Annotated in this window: 14 protein-coding genes; 10 read left to right on the forward strand and 4 right to left on the reverse strand. The window is 60.4% G+C overall.

Annotation, left to right across the window (positions count from 1 at the left end):
- Window positions 1-74 precede the first annotated feature (74 nt).
- From RMV17_RS23280 to RMV17_RS23290, 3 genes are all read right to left on the reverse strand, one after another.
- The gene (locus RMV17_RS23280) at window positions 75-929 is read right to left on the reverse strand and encodes a hypothetical protein (protein WP_034153478.1); all 855 of its coding nucleotides are present in this window, start codon (window positions 927-929) and stop codon (window positions 75-77) included.
- Between the two features lie 116 nt (window positions 930-1,045).
- On the reverse strand, window positions 1,046-2,038 hold the full coding sequence (locus RMV17_RS23285) for an NAD(P)-dependent oxidoreductase (RefSeq protein ID WP_034153479.1): 993 nt from the start codon (window positions 2,036-2,038) through the stop codon (window positions 1,046-1,048).
- A gap of 108 nt (window positions 2,039-2,146) precedes the next feature.
- Entirely contained in the window at window positions 2,147-3,034 is an 888-nt protein-coding gene (locus RMV17_RS23290) for a LysR family transcriptional regulator ArgP (RefSeq protein ID WP_034153480.1), read from the reverse strand.
- Window positions 3,035-3,130: 96 nt separating this feature from the next.
- On the opposite strand from RMV17_RS23290, the gene RMV17_RS23295 reads away from it, so the two are divergent.
- From RMV17_RS23295 to RMV17_RS23340, 10 genes are all read left to right on the forward strand, one after another.
- Window positions 3,131-3,532, forward strand: coding sequence for an ACT domain-containing protein (locus tag RMV17_RS23295; RefSeq protein ID WP_311882848.1), 402 nt, complete (start codon window positions 3,131-3,133; stop codon window positions 3,530-3,532).
- A 5-nt stretch (window positions 3,533-3,537) separates the two neighbouring features.
- A complete protein-coding gene (locus tag RMV17_RS23300; RefSeq protein WP_311882850.1) occupies window positions 3,538-4,140 on the forward strand; it encodes a LysE/ArgO family amino acid transporter in 603 nt (200 codons plus the stop codon).
- A gap of 176 nt (window positions 4,141-4,316) precedes the next feature.
- Window positions 4,317-4,913: a superoxide dismutase gene (locus tag RMV17_RS23305; RefSeq protein ID WP_007918933.1), complete on the forward strand. Its 597-nt coding sequence runs from the start codon at window positions 4,317-4,319 to the stop codon at window positions 4,911-4,913.
- 477 nt (window positions 4,914-5,390) lie between these two features.
- Window positions 5,391-7,442, forward strand: coding sequence for an EAL domain-containing protein (locus tag RMV17_RS23310; protein WP_311882853.1), 2,052 nt, complete (start codon window positions 5,391-5,393; stop codon window positions 7,440-7,442).
- A 224-nt stretch (window positions 7,443-7,666) separates the two neighbouring features.
- Window positions 7,667-9,013 carry an imelysin family protein gene (locus tag RMV17_RS23315; protein WP_007918935.1) on the forward strand — a complete coding sequence of 449 codons (1,347 nt, stop codon included), beginning with the start codon at window positions 7,667-7,669 and terminating at the stop codon, window positions 9,011-9,013.
- A 293-nt stretch (window positions 9,014-9,306) separates the two neighbouring features.
- Complete coding sequence (locus RMV17_RS23320; RefSeq protein ID WP_311882856.1) at window positions 9,307-10,734, forward strand: di-heme oxidoredictase family protein; 1,428 nt, start codon at window positions 9,307-9,309, stop codon at window positions 10,732-10,734.
- A 28-nt stretch (window positions 10,735-10,762) separates the two neighbouring features.
- The gene (locus RMV17_RS23325; RefSeq protein ID WP_102901054.1) at window positions 10,763-11,827 is read left to right on the forward strand and encodes an imelysin family protein; all 1,065 of its coding nucleotides are present in this window, start codon (window positions 10,763-10,765) and stop codon (window positions 11,825-11,827) included.
- Window positions 11,828-11,841: 14 nt separating this feature from the next.
- On the forward strand, window positions 11,842-12,942 hold the full coding sequence (locus RMV17_RS23330; RefSeq protein WP_311882859.1) for a DUF1513 domain-containing protein: 1,101 nt from the start codon (window positions 11,842-11,844) through the stop codon (window positions 12,940-12,942).
- 195 nt (window positions 12,943-13,137) lie between these two features.
- Window positions 13,138-14,286, forward strand: a complete 1,149-nt coding sequence (locus RMV17_RS23335; protein WP_311882861.1) for an efflux RND transporter periplasmic adaptor subunit — start codon at window positions 13,138-13,140, stop codon at window positions 14,284-14,286.
- Window positions 14,287-14,299: 13 nt separating this feature from the next.
- The gene (locus tag RMV17_RS23340) at window positions 14,300-17,335 is read left to right on the forward strand and encodes a multidrug efflux RND transporter permease subunit (protein WP_311882863.1); all 3,036 of its coding nucleotides are present in this window, start codon (window positions 14,300-14,302) and stop codon (window positions 17,333-17,335) included.
- Between the two features lie 170 nt (window positions 17,336-17,505).
- Here the strand turns inward: RMV17_RS23340 and RMV17_RS23345 are convergent, their stop codons facing one another.
- Window positions 17,506-17,733, reverse strand: a complete 228-nt coding sequence (locus RMV17_RS23345; RefSeq protein ID WP_034153490.1) for a hypothetical protein — start codon at window positions 17,731-17,733, stop codon at window positions 17,506-17,508.

Genomic DNA, 17,733 nt, shown 5'->3' on the forward strand with positions numbered 1-17,733 from the left:
TGGATATTCAGAGGGTTTCTGAACGTTTCGCGGATCCTGTGGTGAGGAATGGCCCCACCACAGGTGATCAGAATTCAAGGGCGGGCGTTGATCTGCTGCTGCAGATTCTGGATCTGCGCCTGCAGCGTATTGATGTTGCGGGTCATCTGCCCACGGAAGGCATCGAACTCAGCAGTATTGCCGCCGCCCTGCGCGGCTGCCGGGCGGTTGTCCTGTTCGCTTTTGAGGACGACGATTTCCTGTTCGAGGCGATCGATCGCCGCGCTCGGGTTGCCCTGCTTCTTCAACGCCGCAATATCAGCGCCGAGGCTTTTGAACTGAGCGTCGAAGGCCTTCAACTGAGCATCGACCTTGCTGGTGTCGGCCGGCGTGCTTTTCACCGTCGCCAGTTCTGCAGTCAAGGCTTTGACCTGCGCCTGCAATTGGGTATTGGCGTTCTGCTGTTCGGTGGTCTGCGCGGTCATCTGCGCCAGGCGTTTGTCCAGATCACTGGCCTGCCCCGCGACGCCTTGCTGCTGCTTGCTCTGATCGAGCAGCTTGCCTTCGAGCTGTTTGATTTGCAGCTTCAGGGCCTCGCTGTCACTGGTGACGTTGGACTGACTGGCGACGACCTTGCCGGAAATGTCCTGCAAGCGCCCGGCCGCTTCTTCGCTGATCCGCGCGAAGCTTTCCTGGGTCGCGACCAGTTGCTGCTCCATCAGCGAGATCTGCTGGAAACTCCACCAGGCCAGACCGACAAAGGCGAAGAACAGCGCACCGACCAAGGCCCACAACGGCCCGGTACTCGCGGCCTTGACCTTGACCACCGGCGGCGTGCGCGAGTGCACGGAGGTGCGGGCGGTGGTCGGAATGTCATCGTCGTCGAAGTTGTCGGCACGCAGGCTCGGGACATCATCGAAATCGTCGTGGGCATCATTACGCATGGACATTGAGGCAACCTTTGTGAAACGCGGTGATGGCTAAATGCTGCGAAGTATAACCGCCGCAGCCGCAGGGATTGACCCCCAAGCGGCTACACGGTTCATTGCCGCCCGGCCGAATCGTTTCAACGGATGTCCTGAGCTTTCCACCACGCGCAGAACTCATCCAGCGCCGACCACAGGCTGACTTTCGGATCGTAGTCCAGATAATGCCGGGCGCGGCTGATGTCGAGGGTGAAACTTTTTTTCATTACCTGCATGCCCAGGCGCGACAGGGTTGGCTCCGGACGCCCGGGCCAGAGCTTGCACGCCCCTTCGTTGAGCGCCGCAACGCTGTAGGCCAGACCATACGAACGGTACTTGGTGACCTGCGGCACTTCCATCTTGCGCATCACGTAATTGACCACATCCCACAACGGTACCGGCGCGCCGTTGCTGATGTTGTAGGCCTTGCCCAGCGCGGAACCGGCGGCCAGCAAACTGCTGAGCAGCGCTTCGTTGAGGTTCTGCACACTGGTGAAGTCGACTTTGTTCAAGCCATTGCCGATGATCGCCAGCCGGCCCTTGCGCTGCATGTTCAGCAGGCGCGGGAAGATGCTCATGTCGCCGGCGCCGGTGACGAAACGCGGGCGCAGAGCGATGGTTTCCAGACCGAACTCCTGCGCACCGAAAACCTTTTGCTCGGCCAGATACTTGGTCGCGGCGTAGTGATGCTTGAAGCGCTTGGGCACTTGCTCTTCGGTCAGGTTGAGGTGATCACGGCCATCGAAGTAGATCGACGGCGACGACAGATGCACCAATCGGCGGACGCGCTGCTTCAGGCAGGCTTCGACGACGTTTTCGGTGACCTGCACGTTGCCTTGATGGAAGTCCTGATAGCGGCCCCACAGCCCGACAGCCCCAGCGCAGTGCACCACGGCTTCGACGTCGGAACACAGTTCGCGTACCAGGTCGGGATCGGTCAGATCGCCAGGCACAAACTCGGCACCACGGCGCACCAGATGTTCCACGCTCTCGGCCCGGCGACCGTTGACCCGCACGTCCAGGCCCTGCTCCAGGGCGAAGCGCGCAAAGCGTCCGCCAATGAAGCCGCTTGCGCCGGTGACCAGAATTCTCATGCAAAACTCCAACAAAAAAGCAGCTACGAGCTTCAAGCCCCCAGCTGCAAGTTAAAACGGTGCGCAGCGCTTGACTTGCCGCTTGCAGCTTGACGCTCGCATCTGCTTTTAAGCCACTAGCCATTGCGCCGATGAACGCACCAATTGCTCGGTCAGCAAGCCCAGCAGCTGACCGCCATTGCGCCAATGATGCCAGTACAACGGCACATCGATCGGTTTATCTGGCAACAGTTCGCGCAACACACCGCGTTGCAACTGCTCGCGCACTTGCAGTTCCGGCACCAGCCCCCAGCCGAGCCCGGCTTCGGTCAGGCGGATAAAACCTTCCGAGGACGGACATAAATGGTGTTCGAATCCGCCATCGACGCCCAACGAGGCGAGGTAGCGATGCTGGAGGAAGTCGTCCGGGCCGAACACCAGCGCCGGGGTACGCGGCAGTTGTTCGGCGCGTACGCCGTCGGGGAAATGTCGTTCGATAAACGCCGGGCTGGCCAGCGCGCGATAACGCATCGCCCCGAGCAACACACTGCGCGCGCCGGCCACCGGTCGTTCGCTGGCGCAAAGGCATGCGGCCACTTCGCCAGCGCGCATGCGTTTGAGGCCGACCGTCTGGTCCTCGACGACCAGATCGAGCAACAAATGCTGTTCGGCACAGAAATCGCCAACCGCTTCGGCCCACCATGTGGCGAGACTGTCGGCATTAAGGGCGATGCGCAAACGTTCCGGCAAACCCTCCTCGTCCAGCGCGGGCACAAGGGTTTGCAAGTCGCGTTCAAGCAAACGCACCTGCTGCACATGGTTGAGCAGGCGCCGGCCAATTTCGGTCGGCGATGGCGGCGTGCCGCGTATCAGCACCGGCTGGCCGACCCGCGCTTCGAGCAGTTTGATCCGCTGCGAGATCGCCGATTGCGACAAACCCAGCACCTGCGCGGCCCGTTCGAATCCGGCCTGCTCGACCACGGCGGCCAGAGCGGAAAGCAATTTATAGTCGAACATCAGTTTTCCTAATGAGCGATCAGCACTATTGGTTTTTCTTATACAGGTTTCGCCCGGAGAATAGCCAGCAAGCACTCTTTCCCAAGGATCACTTTCATGGCTGGCGAAACTTCACTCTCGACTTTGTTGCGCAGCATGAGCCCGCAACTCAATGCCGGCGAATACGTGTTCTGCACCCTGCCCGACGGCGCGTTGCCGAGCGGTCTGGAGATGGTTGGCAGCTTCCGCGAGCAGGAAGGCCTGACCGTGATTCTCGAACGTTCCCACGCCGAACAGTCCGGTTTCAGCTTCGACTATGTCGCGGCGTGGATAACCCTGAATGTGCATTCGGCTCTGGAAGCCGTGGGCCTCACCGCCGCATTCGCCACGGCATTGGGCAAGGCCGGGATCAGTTGCAACGTGATCGCCGGTTATTACCACGACCATTTGTTTGTCGGCCAGGCCGATGCCGAGCGCGCCATGCAAGTGCTGCGCGATCTCGCAGACAACGCGGAGTAATTTTTATGTGGCAAAGTTATCTGAACGGTCTGCTGGTGGCGTTCGGGCTGATCATGGCGATCGGCACGCAGAACGCGTTTGTATTGGCGCAGAGCCTGCGCCGTGAACATCACCTGCCGGTGGCGGCGCTGTGCGTGGTCTGCGATGCCCTGCTGGTGGCGGCCGGGGTATTTGGCCTGGCGACGATTCTCGCGCAGAACCCGACGCTGCTGGCGATTGCCCGTTGGGGCGGCGCGACGTTTTTGATCTGGTACGGCAGCCAGGCGCTGCGTCGGGCCTGTTCGAAACAAAGCATGGATCAGGGTGCGAATCAGACCGTACGTTCATTGCGCGCGGTGATGCTCAGTGCGTTGGCAGTGACGCTGCTCAACCCGCACGTTTATCTGGATACGGTGTTGCTGATCGGCTCTCTCGGCGCGCAGCAATCGGTGCCGGGGGCTTATGTGGTTGGTGCTGCGAGTGCTTCGCTGTTGTGGTTTTTCACCTTGGCATTGGGCGCTGCGTGGTTGGCGCCATGGCTGGCGCGTCCGAGCACCTGGCGGATTCTCGATCTGGTGGTGGCGTTGATGATGTTCACGGTTGCCGGGCAATTGATTTTCGCCAGCTGATTTATTCCAAACAGCTCTGGAACCTCTATCCCACACAGTTGTTGCGTGGTTATGCCGCAACCCCGGTGCTATGATCGAAACCCTGCGCCGCAAAGAGTAAAAACTCGCCGGTGCATTTCTGGCCGCCCGTGATCGGCCTTGCGCTCACCGCAACAGACCTGATTAGGAGAATCATCATGGCTTTCGAATTGCCGCCGCTGCCTTACGCACACGATGCCCTGCAGCCGCACATTTCCAAGGAAACCCTGGAATACCACCACGACAAGCACCACAACACCTATGTCGTGAACCTGAACAACCTGGTGCCAGGCACCGAGTTCGAAGGCAAGACCCTGGAAGAAATCGTCAAGACTTCCTCGGGCGGTATCTTCAACAACGCCGCTCAGGTCTGGAACCACACTTTCTACTGGAACTGCCTGGCACCAAACGCCGGCGGTCAACCAACCGGCGCGCTGGCTGAAGCCATCAACGCAGCCTTCGGTTCGTTCGACAAGTTCAAGGAAGAGTTCAGCAAAACCTCGATCGGCACCTTCGGTTCCGGCTGGGGCTGGCTGGTGAAAAAGGCTGACGGTTCCCTGGCCCTGGCCAGCACCATCGGCGCCGGCAACCCGCTGACCAGCGGCGACACCCCGCTGCTGACCTGCGACGTCTGGGAACACGCTTACTACATCGACTACCGCAACGTTCGTCCGAAGTACGTCGAAGCGTTCTGGAACCTGGTCAACTGGAAGTTCGTTGCTGAGCAGTTCGAAGGCAAAACCTTCACCGCTTAAGCTGTGCGCCAGTCAAAAAACCCGGCTTCGGCCGGGTTTTTTTATGGGCGTTTGATGATCGTTCCCACGCTCCTGCGTGGGAATGCAGCCCGTGACGCTCCGCGTCACTGGACGCAGAGCGTCCCTGGAGGCATTCCCACGCTGAGCGTGGGAACGATCAAAGATCAAAAGATCGCAGCCTTCGGCAGCTCCTACATAACAATGGCGTTTTTCTCACGCTGAAAGCTGTCTGCCGCTGCTTGCTGCCATGCCACTGCGGGCTAACATCAAAAAGAGGAAAAAATGCTGCGAACCGCTCAAGTTGAGGGGCGAAACTACCGACATAGTACAAATTAGGGCTAATACTCCAGACAGCAGCATTTCGGACGAGACCACGGGCAAATCATCCCCGGCCTGATTGTCCCTTTGACTGCCAACTCGGGATTGCCAATACTCATGGCAACTTGACGCTACCCGCACGGAACAAGGAATAACCCTTTGAAGCTGGAACTCAAGAACAGCTTGTCGGTGAAGTTGCTCCGGGTCGTGCTCCTGTCGGCATTGATCGTCGGCGTAGTCTTGAGCTGCGCGCAGATTGTTTTCGATGCCTACAAAACCCGCCAGGCCGTTGCCGGCGACGCCGAACGCATCCTCGACATGTTCCGTGATCCCTCGACTCAGGCCGTTTACAGCCTCGATCGGGAAATGGGCATGCAGGTGATCGAAGGCCTGTTCCAGGACGATGCCGTGCGTCAGGCTTCCATCGGCCATCCCAACGAGGCGATGCTCGCGCAGAAATCCCGCGAATTGCAGCAGTCCAACAGCCGCTGGCTGACTGACCTGATCCTCGGCCAGGAGCGCACCTTCACCACGCAATTGGTAGGGCGTGGTCCGTACAGCGAATATTACGGCGACCTGAGCATCACCCTCGACACCGCCACCTATGGCGAAGGGTTTATCGTCAGTTCGGTGATCATCTTCATTTCCGGGGTTCTGCGCGCATTGGCGATGGGTCTGGTGCTGTATCTGGTCTATCACTGGCTGCTGACCAAGCCGCTGTCGCGAATCATCGAACACCTCACCGAAATCAACCCGGATCGCCCCAGCGAACACAAGATCCCGCAGCTCAAGGGCCACGAGAAAAACGAACTGGGGATCTGGATCAACACCGCCAACCAGTTGCTCGAATCGATCGAACGCAACACCCATCTGCGCCACGAAGCCGAAAACAGTTTGTTGCGCATGGCCCAATACGACTTCCTCACCGGCCTGCCTAATCGCCAGCAACTGCAGCAGCAACTGGACAAGATTCTGGTCGACGCCGGCAAGCTGCAACGCCGGGTCGCGGTACTGTGCGTCGGGCTGGATGATTTCAAAGGCATCAACGAACAATTCAGCTATCAGACTGGCGACCAATTGTTGCTGGCCCTGGCTGATCGCTTGCGCGCCCACAGTGGCCGTTTAGGCGCCCTCGCCCGTTTGGGCGGCGATCAGTTCGCACTGGTGCAGGCCGACATCGAACAGCCTTATGAAGCAGCGGAACTGGCGCAAAGCATTCTTGATGATCTGGAAGCGGCGTTTGCCCTCGACCATCAGGAAATCCGTCTGCGCGCGACCATCGGCATCACTCTGTTCCCCGAGGACGGCGACAGCACCGAGAAGCTGTTGCAGAAGGCCGAGCAGACCATGACGTTGGCCAAGACGCGCTCGCGCAACCGCTATCAGTTCTATATCGCCAGCGTCGACAGCGAGATGCGTCGCCGTCGCGAGCTGGAAAAAGACCTGCGCGATGCCTTGCTGCGCGATCAGTTCTATCTCGTCTATCAGCCACAGATCAGCTATCGCGATCATCGCGTGGTCGGCGTCGAAGCACTGATTCGCTGGCAGCACCCGGAGCATGGTCTGGTGCCGCCGGACCTGTTCATTCCGCTGGCCGAGCAGAACGGTACGATCATCGCCATTGGCGAATGGGTGCTCGATCAGGCCTGCAAGCAACTGCGCGAATGGCACGATCAGGGTTTCGCCGACCTGCGCATGGCGGTCAATCTGTCCACCGTGCAACTGCACCACGCCGAGTTGCCGCGCGTGGTCAATAACCTGCTGCAGATGTACCGCCTGCCGCCGCGCAGTCTCGAACTGGAAGTCACCGAAACCGGCCTGATGGAAGACATCAGCACCGCCGCGCAGCACCTGTTGAGCCTGCGCCGCTCCGGCGCATTGATCGCCATTGACGACTTCGGCACCGGGTATTCATCGCTGAGCTATCTGAAAAGCCTGCCGCTGGACAAGATCAAGATCGACAAGAGCTTCGTTCAGGATCTGCTCGATGACGATGATGATGCGACGATCGTTCGCGCCATCATTCAACTGGGCAAGAGCCTTGGCATGCAGGTGATCGCCGAGGGCGTGGAAACCGCCGAGCAGGAAAGCTACATCATCTCCGAAGGCTGCCACGAAGGTCAGGGCTATCACTACAGCAAGCCATTGCCGGCCCGGGAACTGAGCGCCTATCTCAAGCAAGCGCAACGCACTAACGCGGCCATTCTCTAAAAGATCAAAAGATCGCAGCCTGCGGCAGCTCCTACATTTGGAATTCGTTCCCCTGTAGGAGCTGCCGAAGGCTCGGGCCGCGATCGGACGATCTTTTGATCTGCGTAAATAAGAAATATTTCCAGCCACAACCCTTTACACATAATGCGAAAGATTTGCATTATGTCGCAGTTTTGCGCACCCCCAGCGCGAGTCCACTCAACTATCGAAGCAGGATGTTCGCCATGATTCGTATGCCTCTGGCTACCGCCAGTCTGCTGGCCATCGCTATTTCCCTCGCCGGTTGCGGCGAAGGCAAAGACAAGGCTGCCGCTCCGGCCGCGCCGACGCCAGCCGCCAGCACCACCGCTCCTGCGGCTGCTCCTGCCGCTGCCGGTAAAGTCGACGAAGCCGCCGCCAAGGCTGTGGTCGCGCACTACGCCGACATGGTCTTCGCCGTTTACAGCGATGCCGAATCTACCGCGAAAACCCTGCAAACCGCCGTCGATGCTTTCCTCGCCAAGCCGAACGCCGACACCCTGAAAGCCGCCAAGGCTGCCTGGGTCGCCGCGCGCGTTCCGTACCTGCAGAGCGAAGTGTTCCGCTTCGGCAACACCATCATCGACGATTGGGAAGGTCAGGTTAACGCCTGGCCGCTGGACGAGGGTCTGATCGACTACGTCGACAAATCCTACGAGCACGCTCTGGGTAACCCGGGCGCCACCGCCAACATCATCGCCAACACCGAAGTTCAGGTCGGCGAAGACAAGGTCGACGTCAAAGACATCACCCCGGAAAAACTCGCCAGCCTCAACGAGCTGGGCGGCTCCGAGGCCAACGTCGCCACCGGCTACCACGCCATCGAATTCCTGCTCTGGGGCCAGGACCTCAACGGCACCGGCCCTGGCGCTGGCAACCGTCCTGCGTCCGACTACCTCGAAGGCGCCGGCGCCACTGGCGGCCACAACGATCGTCGTCGTGCCTACCTGAAGTCCGTGACCCAATTGCTGGTCAGCGATCTGGAAGAAATGGTTGGTAACTGGAAGCCGAACGTGGCTGACAACTACCGCGCCACTCTGGAAGCCGAGCCGGGCGAAACCGGTCTGCGCAAAATGCTCTTCGGCATGGGCAGCCTGTCGCTGGGCGAACTGGCAGGCGAGCGCATGAAGGTGTCCCTGGAAGCCAACTCCCCTGAAGACGAGCAGGATTGCTTCAGCGACAACACCCACAACTCGCACTTCTACGATGCCAAAGGCATTCGTAACGTCTACCTGGGCGAGTACACCCGTGTTGACGGCACCAAGATGACCGGCGCCAGCCTGTCGTCGCTGGTGGCCAAGGCTGACCCGGCGGCCGACACCGCGCTGAAAGCCGATCTGGCTGCCACCGAGGCCAAGATCCAGGTCATGGTCGATCACGCCAACAAGGGTGAGCACTACGACCAGTTGATCGCTGCCGGCAACACCGCTGGCAACCAGATCGTTCGCGACGCGATCGCGTCCCTGGTCAAGCAGACCGGTTCGATCGAAGCCGCTGCCGGCAAACTGGGCATCAGCGACCTGAACCCGGACAACGCTGATCACGAGTTCTGATCAACCACGTCTGCGTCAAAAAAGGCGACCTTCGGGTCGCCTTTTTCATGTCTGCTTTTTGTGGTGATGCTGATGGCCCCATCGCTGGCAAGCCAGCTCCCACAGGGATTGCTGGTGCACACAGATATTGTGAACGCCGCTGTACCTGTGGGAGCTGGCTTGCCAGCGATGGCCGCACCTCGGTCTCGAGTGAAATCCTGCGTCATATCAAGCAAACGATAATTCCTCTTATTCAAACCACCTCGCCCTGTTAGACTTTGCGCCTTTAATTTTGCCCGTCCGCAGGATGTCTGATGCCCTCGCTGCCTCTTCGCTTGTCCGCACTGCTGCTGGCCCTGGGCCTGAGTGCCTGCGATGACGCCCCGCGTTTCACCAAGGCCGAGCCCGGTGAAGCACGTTCGGGCGGTGCAGCGACCGTGCGCAAGACCGATCAGAACGCGTTCTCTCTGCCCTCGGCCAACCTGCCGCCGTCACGCCGAGTGGATTTCAGCGTCGGTAACAGCTTCTTCCGCAGCCCGTGGGTGATTGCGCCGTCGACCACCACAGCGCGCGATGGCCTCGGCCCGTTGTTCAACACCAACGCCTGCCAGAACTGCCATATCAAGGACGGTCGCGGTCATCCGCCGACGCCGGATGCCGCCAACGCGGTGTCGATGCTGGTCAGGCTGTCGATTCCCGACGCGCCGGAATATGTCCGGCTCATCGAGCAGGTTGGCGTGGTGCCGGAGCCGGTCTACGGCGGCCAGTTCCAGGACATGGCCGTGCCCGGCGTTGCCCCGGAAGGCAAGGTGCGCGTCGACTACACGCCAGTGCCCGTGCGTTTCAAGGACGGCACCGAAGTCGAACTGCGCAAACCGGTGTTGCAGATCACTCAACTCGGCTACGGCCCGATGCACCCGGACACGCGCTTTTCCGCACGCGTCGCGCCGCCGATGATCGGCCTCGGCCTGCTGGAAGCGATCCCCGAAGAAGCCATCCTCGCCAACGCCGCCGCACAGGCCAAAGCGAAAAACGGCATCCATGGCCGGCCCAATCAGGTCTGGGATGACGCCTTGCAGAAAACCGTCATGGGCAGATTTGGCTGGAAAGCCGGGCAACCGAACCTCAATCAACAGAATGTTCACGCGTTTTCGGGTGATATGGGCCTTACGACGAGTTTGAGACCCTTTGATGACTGCACCGACGCGCAAACTGCCTGCAAACAGGCACCGAATGGCAATGGCCCGGACGGCGAACCGGAAGTCAGCGACAACATTCTGCGTCTGGTGCTGTTCTACAGCCGTAACCTCGCCGTCCCTGCGCGTCGTGGCATCAACGACGAACAAGTGCTGGCCGGCAAGAACCTGTTTTTCCAGGCCGGTTGCGATTCCTGCCACACGCCGAAATACACCACCGCCGCCAACGCGGCCGAACCTGAGCTGGCCAATCAAGTGATTCGTCCGTACAGCGATCTGCTGCTGCATGACATGGGCGACGGTCTGGCCGACAACCGCACGGAATTCCAGGCCTCCGGCCGCGACTGGCGTACGCCGCCGTTGTGGGGGATTGGCCTGACGCAAGCGGTCAGCGGGCACACGCAGTTTTTGCATGACGGTCGCGCGCGCAATCTGCTCGAAGCGGTGCTCTGGCATGGCGGCGAAGCGCAAGCCGCGCAGCAACAGGTTTTGTCTTTCAATGCCGAGCAGCGTGCCGCGCTACTGGCGTTTTTGAACTCACTTTAAACACTGATAAAAGAATCGGGAGCCCGACATGTTCCGTCCCAAGCTACTGTTCACCAGCCTCGCCGCGCTCGCCCTCGGCGCCTGCTCGCCGCAGGATCCGCAAGCGGTCACCTCGGCGGCCATCGCCAAATCGGTGATCCTGCCGACCTACACCCGTTGGGTCGAAGCCGACAAGCAACTGGCGGTCAGCGCCCTCGCCTACTGCCAGGGCAAAGAAACCCTGGAGACCGCGCGCGCCGACTTCCTGCACGCACAGAAAGCCTGGGCCGAGTTGCAACCGCTGCTGATCGGCCCGTTGGCCGAGGGCAACCGTTCGTGGCAGGTGCAGTTCTGGCCGGACAAGAAGAACCTCGTTGGCCGTCAGGTCGAACAACTGGTGGTCGCCCAGCCGCAGATCGATGCCGCCGCTTTGGCTAAATCCAGTGTGGTCGTGCAAGGCCTTTCGGCTTACGAATACATCCTCTTCGACGCCAAGCCTGACGTGGCCAATGCCGAACAGAAAGCCAAGTACTGCCCGCTGCTGATCGCCATCGGCGAGCGCCAGAAGCAATTGGCTGAAGAGATTCTGCAAGGCTGGAACAACAGCGACGGCATGCTTGCGCAGATGACCAAGTTCCCCAACCAGCGCTACGCCGACTCCCACGAAGCGATCGCCGATCTGCTGCGGGTGCAGGTCACCGCGCTGGATACCCTGAAGAAAAAACTCGGCACGCCAATGGGCCGCCAGAGCAAGGGCGTGCCACAGCCGTTCCAGGCCGATGCATGGCGCAGCCAGTCGTCCCTGACCGCGCTGGAAGCCAGCCTCGCCGCTGCCAAAACCGTGTGGGAAGGCGTCGACAACAAAGGCCTGCGCGGTCTGTTGCCGGCTGAGCAAAAGCCATTGGCCGACAAGATCGATGCCGCTTATGCCGCTTCGCTGAAACTGTTCGACAGCACCCAGCGTTCGCTCGGCGAAATGCTTGAAGACGACGCCGGTCGTCAGCAACTCAACGACATCTACGACAGCCTCAACGTCGTCCACCGCCTGCACGAAGGCGAACTGGCCAAGGCGCTGGGCATCCAACTAGGCTTCAACGCCAACGACGGTGACTGATGAGGGCAACTGCCATGCTGCGACGTCAGGTTCTGACTTTAGGTAGTGCACTGCTGGGAGCAGTGACGCTGGGCGGCTGGACGCTGTTCAAACGCAAGGATCAGAGCCCGCTGTTGCTGTCGGCGCGCGACGACACTGACGGCAAGCACTACGCCGTCGGTTATCGGCTCGATGGCACGCGGGTGTTCGCCACCGAAGTCGGCCAGCGTTGCCACGACATCCTCAACCACCCGACGCAGCCGATCGCGCTGTTCGTCGCACGTCGCCCGGGCACCGAGAGTTACCTGATCGATCTGCGCGACGGCACGTTGCTGCAAACCGTGACGTCGCAGCCGAACCGGCATTTCTACGGTCACGCCGTGGTGCACAGGGACGGCGAATACCTGTACGCCACCGAGAACGACACGACCGATCCCGGTCGCGGTTTGCTCGGTGTGTACAAGTTCGAAGGCGAGCGGCTGGTGCACACGGGGGAGATTTCCACCCACGGCCTCGGCCCGCATCAAGTGTCGTGGATGCCTGATGGCGAGACGCTGGTGGTGGCCAATGGCGGGATTCGCACCGAGGCGGAAAGCCGCGTCGATATGAACCTCAACGCCATGGAGCCGAGCCTGGTCCTGATGCAGCGCGACGGCACGTTGCTGAGCAAGGAAACCCTCGCCCAGCAGATGAACAGCGTGCGCCATCTGGGCATTGCCAGCGACGGCACCATCGTCGCCGGCCAGCAATTCATGGGCGCCTCGCATGAGCGTTCGGAGCTGTTGGCGATCAAGCGGCCGGGGCAGCCATTCGTGGCCTTCCCGGTGCCGGAGCATCAGTTGCAGTCGATGGGGCATTACACCGCCAGTGTTGCGGTGCACAGCGACTTGCGCCTGGTCGCCCTGACGGCGCCGCGTGGCAACCGCTTCTTTATCTGGGATCTGGACAGCGGCGAAGTCCGCCTCGATGCGCCGCTGCCCGATTGCGCCGGTGTCGGTGCAGTGAAAGACGGCTTTGTCGTGACCTCCGGTCAAGGCCGTTGCCGTTACTACGATTGCCGTCAGGATGAGTTGCTGGCCAAACCGCTGGAGTTGCCGGCGGGGCTCTGGGACAACCATCTACACCTGATGGCGTAAAAAAAGCTTTAAAAGATCGCAGCCTGCGGCAGCTCCTACTCTGGAATGCAATCCCCTGTAGGAGCTGGCGAAGGCTCGGGCCGCGATCGGACGATCTTTTTGCGCCACCCTGTAAGAACTGTCAGTTGGAATCCCCCCTGTACTCGGAGTAATGTGCCCGCCTGTCTCACCTGATTTATCCAAGGAACTGGAAATATGCTGCGTCGCCGCATGCTGATCATGTTGGGTGTTGTTTTGTTGATCGTCCTGGTGCTGGGCGGGTACAAAGCCTTTTCGATCTACACGATGATCCAGGGCTTTTCCAAGCCGAAACCGCCGATCAGCGTCGCCGTGGCCAACGCCACCGAACGCCCGTGGCAGATGCGCCTGCCCACCGTCGGCAGCCTCAAGGCACTGCAAGGCGTCGACCTGAGTCTTGAGGTCGCCGGCACTGTCACCGAGCTCAAATTCGAATCCGGACAGAAGGTCAAGGCCGGGCAACCGCTGCTGCAACTCGACAGCGCCGTCGAAGCAGCACTGCTGGAGACCGCCAAGGCCGATCTGGGTCTTGCGCAACTGGACTTCGGCCGAGGCAGCCAACTGGTCGACAGCCGCGCCATTTCCAAAGGCGAGTACGACCGCCTCTCCGCCGTGCTGCAAAAGAACAAAGCCACGGTCAATCAGCTCAACGCAGCGCTGGCGAAAAAGCACATTCTCGCGCCGTTCAGCGGCACCATCGGCATCCGCCAGGTCGACATTGGCGACTACCTCGCCAGCGGCACCAAAATCGCTACCCTGCAGGATTTGAGCAGCCTCTACGCCGACTTCTACCTGCCCGAGCAATCGATCCCGAAACTGGCCATCGGTCAACCGGTGCAGATCTCGGTCTCCGCTTACCCCGGGCAAAACTTCGCCGGCAAGATCAGCGCAATCAACCCGATCGTTGAAAGCACCACGCGCAATATTCTGATCCGCGCCACCCTGGCCAACCCCGATGGCAAACTGCTGCCGGGCATGTTTGCCAGCCTTGAAGTGCTGCTGCCCGATCCGCAAAAACACATCGTTGTGCCGGAGAGCGCGATCACCTACACCCTCTACGGCAACTCGATCTACGTGGTCGGGCAGAAGAAAGCCGAGGACGGCAGCCTCGAAAAGGACGACAAAGGCCAACCAGTGCTGATCGCCGAACGCCGCTTCATCGAAACCGGTGAACGCCGCGATGGCCTGGTGATGATCAACAAGGGTGTGCAGAACGGCGAACAAGTGGTGACGGCTGGCCAGATCAAACTGGACAACGGCGCACACATCGCCATCAGCGACGACAAGACCCTCGGCGAGCAGAACAGTCCGCCTCGCGCCGACTGATCAAGGAATCCCCATGGCTTTTACTGATCCGTTCATCCGCCGCCCGGTGCTCGCCACCGTGGTCAGCCTGTTGATTGTGCTTCTGGGCTTTCAGGCCTGGAGCAAGTTGCCGCTGCGCCAATACCCGCAAATGGAAAACGCCCTGATCACCGTGACCACCGCTTACCCCGGGGCCAACGCCGAAACCATTCAGGGCTACATCACCCAGCCGATGCAGCAAAGTCTGGCCAGCGCCGAGGGCATCGACTACATGACCTCGGTCAGCCGGCAGAACTTCTCGGTGATTTCGATCTACGCGCGCATCGGCTCCAATACCGACCGTTTGTTCACCGAGTTGCTGGCCAAGGCCAACGAAGTCAAGAACAAGCTGCCGCAGGACGCCGAAGACCCGGTGCTGAGCAAGGAGTCCGCCGATGCCTCGGCGCTGATGTACATCAGCTTCTTCAGCAAGGATTTGAGCAACCCGCAGATCACCGATTACCTGTCACGGGTGATCCAGCCAAAACTGGCCACGCTGCCGGGCATGGCCGAAGCAGAGATTCTCGGCAATCAGGTGTTCGCCATGCGCCTGTGGCTCGACCCGGTGAAACTCGCCGGTTTCGGCCTCAGCGCCAGCGATGTGACCAACGCCGTGCGCCAGTACAACTTCCTCTCCGCCGCCGGCGAAGTGAAAGGCGAGTACGTGGTCACCAGCATCAACGCCAACACCGAGCTGAAATCCGCCGAGGCTTTTGCGGCGATTCCGCTCAAGGTCAGTGGCGACAGCCGCGTGCTGCTCAGCGATGTCGCGCGGGTGGAAATGGGTGCGGAAAACTACGACTCGATCAGCTCCTTCGGTGGCACGCCGTCGGTGTACATCGGCATCAAAGCCACACCGGGCGCCAACCCGCTGGACGTGATCAAGGAAGTGCGCAAGCTGATGCCGGAGCTGGAAGCGCAACTGCCGCCGAACCTGAAAAGCGAGATCGCTTACGACGCTACGCTGTTTATTCAGGCCTCCATTGATGAAGTGGTGAAAACCCTGTTCGAAGCGGTGCTGATCGTTATCGTCGTGGTGTTCCTGTTCCTCGGCGCGCTACGTTCGGTGGTGATCCCGGTGGTGACCATTCCGCTGTCGATGATCGGCGTGATGTTCTTCATGCAGATGATGGGCTACTCGATGAACCTGTTGACGCTGCTGGCAATGGTGCTGGCCATCGGTCTGGTCGTCGACGACGCTATTGTCGTGGTGGAGAACATCCACCGGCACATCGAGGAAGGCAAGACGCCGTTTGATGCGGCGCTGGAAGGCGCGCGAGAAATCGCCATGCCGGTGGTCTCGATGACCATCACCCTGGCGGCGGTGTATGCGCCGATCGGTTTTCTCACCGGGCTGACCGGGGCGTTGTTCAAGGAGTTTGCGCTGACCCTGGCCGGCGCGGTGGTGATTTCCGGGATCGTCGCCCTGACCCTGTCGCCGATGATGTGCGCGTTTTTGCTGCGTCACGAGGAAAACCCCAGCGGCCTGGCGCACCGCCTCGACCGTATCTTCGAAGGCCTCAAGCGCCGCTATCAGAGCATGCTGCACGGCACGCTGAACACGCGCCCGGTGGTGCTGGTGTTCGCGGTGATCGTGCTGTGCCTGATCCCGGTGTTCCTCAAATTCACCAAATCGGAGCTGGCCCCGGACGAAGATCAGGGCATCATTTTCATGATGGCCACTGCGCCGCAGCCGACCAACCTTGATTACCTGAGCACCTACACCGACGAATTCATCAAGATCTTCAAGGAGTTTCCGGAGTACTACTCCTCGTTCCAGATCAACGGCTACAACGGTGTACAGGCGGGGATCGGCGGTTTCCTGCTCAAGCCGTGGAACGAACGCAGCCGCACGCAGATGCAGATCCTCCCCGAGGTGCAAGGCAAACTGGGCGCCATCCCCGGCCTGCAGATTTTCGGCTTCAACCTGCCCTCCTTGCCCGGCACCGGCGAAGGCTTGCCGTTCGAGTTTGTGGTCAACACCGCCAACGATTACGAACTGCTGCTGCAAGTCGCCGACCGGATCAAGAAACGCGCGATGGAATCCGGCAAATTCGCCTTCGTCGACCTTGATCTGGCGTTCGACAAACCCGAGGTGGTGGTCGATATCGACCGCGCCAAAGCGGCGCAGATGGGCGTGTCGATGCTGGATCTCGGTGGCACGCTGGCGACGCTGCTGGGCGAGGCGGAAATCAACCGGTTCACCATCGAAGGGCGCAGCTACAAGGTGATCGCCCAGGTCGAACGGCCATACCGCGATAACCCGGACTGGCTGAACAACTATTACGTGAAAAACACTCAGGGCGAGTTGCTGCCACTGTCGACGCTGATCAAGGTCAGCGACCGCGCACGACCGCGTCAGCTCAACCAGTTCCAACAGCTCAACGCGGCGAAGATTTCCGGGTTCCCGCTGGTCAGCATGGGCGAAGCCATCGACACCGTGCTGCAGATCGCCCGGGAAGAAGCGCCGGCCGGGTTTGCCTTCGACTATGGCGGCGCCTCACGCCAGTTCGTCCAGGAAGGCAGTGCCTTGTGGGTGACGTTTGCCTTGGCCCTGGCGATTATCTTTCTGGTGCTGGCGGCGCAGTTCGAGAGCTTCCGCGATCCGCTGGTGATTCTGGTGACGGTGCCGTTGTCGATCTGCGGGGCGTTGATTCCGCTGTTCCTTGGTTGGTCGAGTATGAACATCTACACTCAGGTCGGGCTGGTGACGCTGATCGGCCTGATCAGTAAACACGGGATTCTGATCGTCGAGTTCGCCAACCAGTTGCGCAAGGACAAAGGCCTGACGGCGCGTGAAGCCGTTGAGGAAGCGGCGGCGATTCGTTTGCGGCCGGTGTTGATGACCACGGCGGCGATGGTGTTTGGCATGGTGCCGTTGATTCTGGCCACGGGTGCTGGGGCGGTCAGCCGGTTTGATATCGGTATGGTGATTGCCACGGGGATGTCGATTGGCACGTTGTTTACGCTGTTTGTCTTGCCGTGCGTGTACACCCTGCTGGCGAAACCCGATCCCAAACAAACCGCGTAACCCTGTGTGGGAGCGAGCCTGCTCGCGAAGGCGGTGTGTCAGACACCATAGGTATTAACTGACAGACCGCTTTCGCGAGCAGGCTCGCTCCCACAGGGGGCCAGACCCGAATTCCTGGCATAAAAAAAGGCCTCGCATCTGCGAGGCCTTTTATGTGGGCTTCAATCGGTTCAACTTTGCGGCCTCATCCCTTGAGAAAGTCCGAACATGAACAGCAACAAATCATGATCGGGTTTGGTCGCCACGGAGGCTTTCGCCACCCGTGGGACTGCGCAATGGGCGTCGTCTACGGACGCGCCAACCACCTGCATGCGGGGCTGCTCCCAGGCAGCCACCGCCAATGACGCAACTGCCAAGGCTCCAACCAAAAACAAACCTCGTGCAATTTCTAGTTTCAT

The organism is Pseudomonas sp. VD-NE ins, from assembly GCF_031882575.1.
Taxonomy (GTDB): Bacteria; Pseudomonadota; Gammaproteobacteria; order Pseudomonadales; family Pseudomonadaceae; genus Aquipseudomonas; species Aquipseudomonas fluorescens_BZ.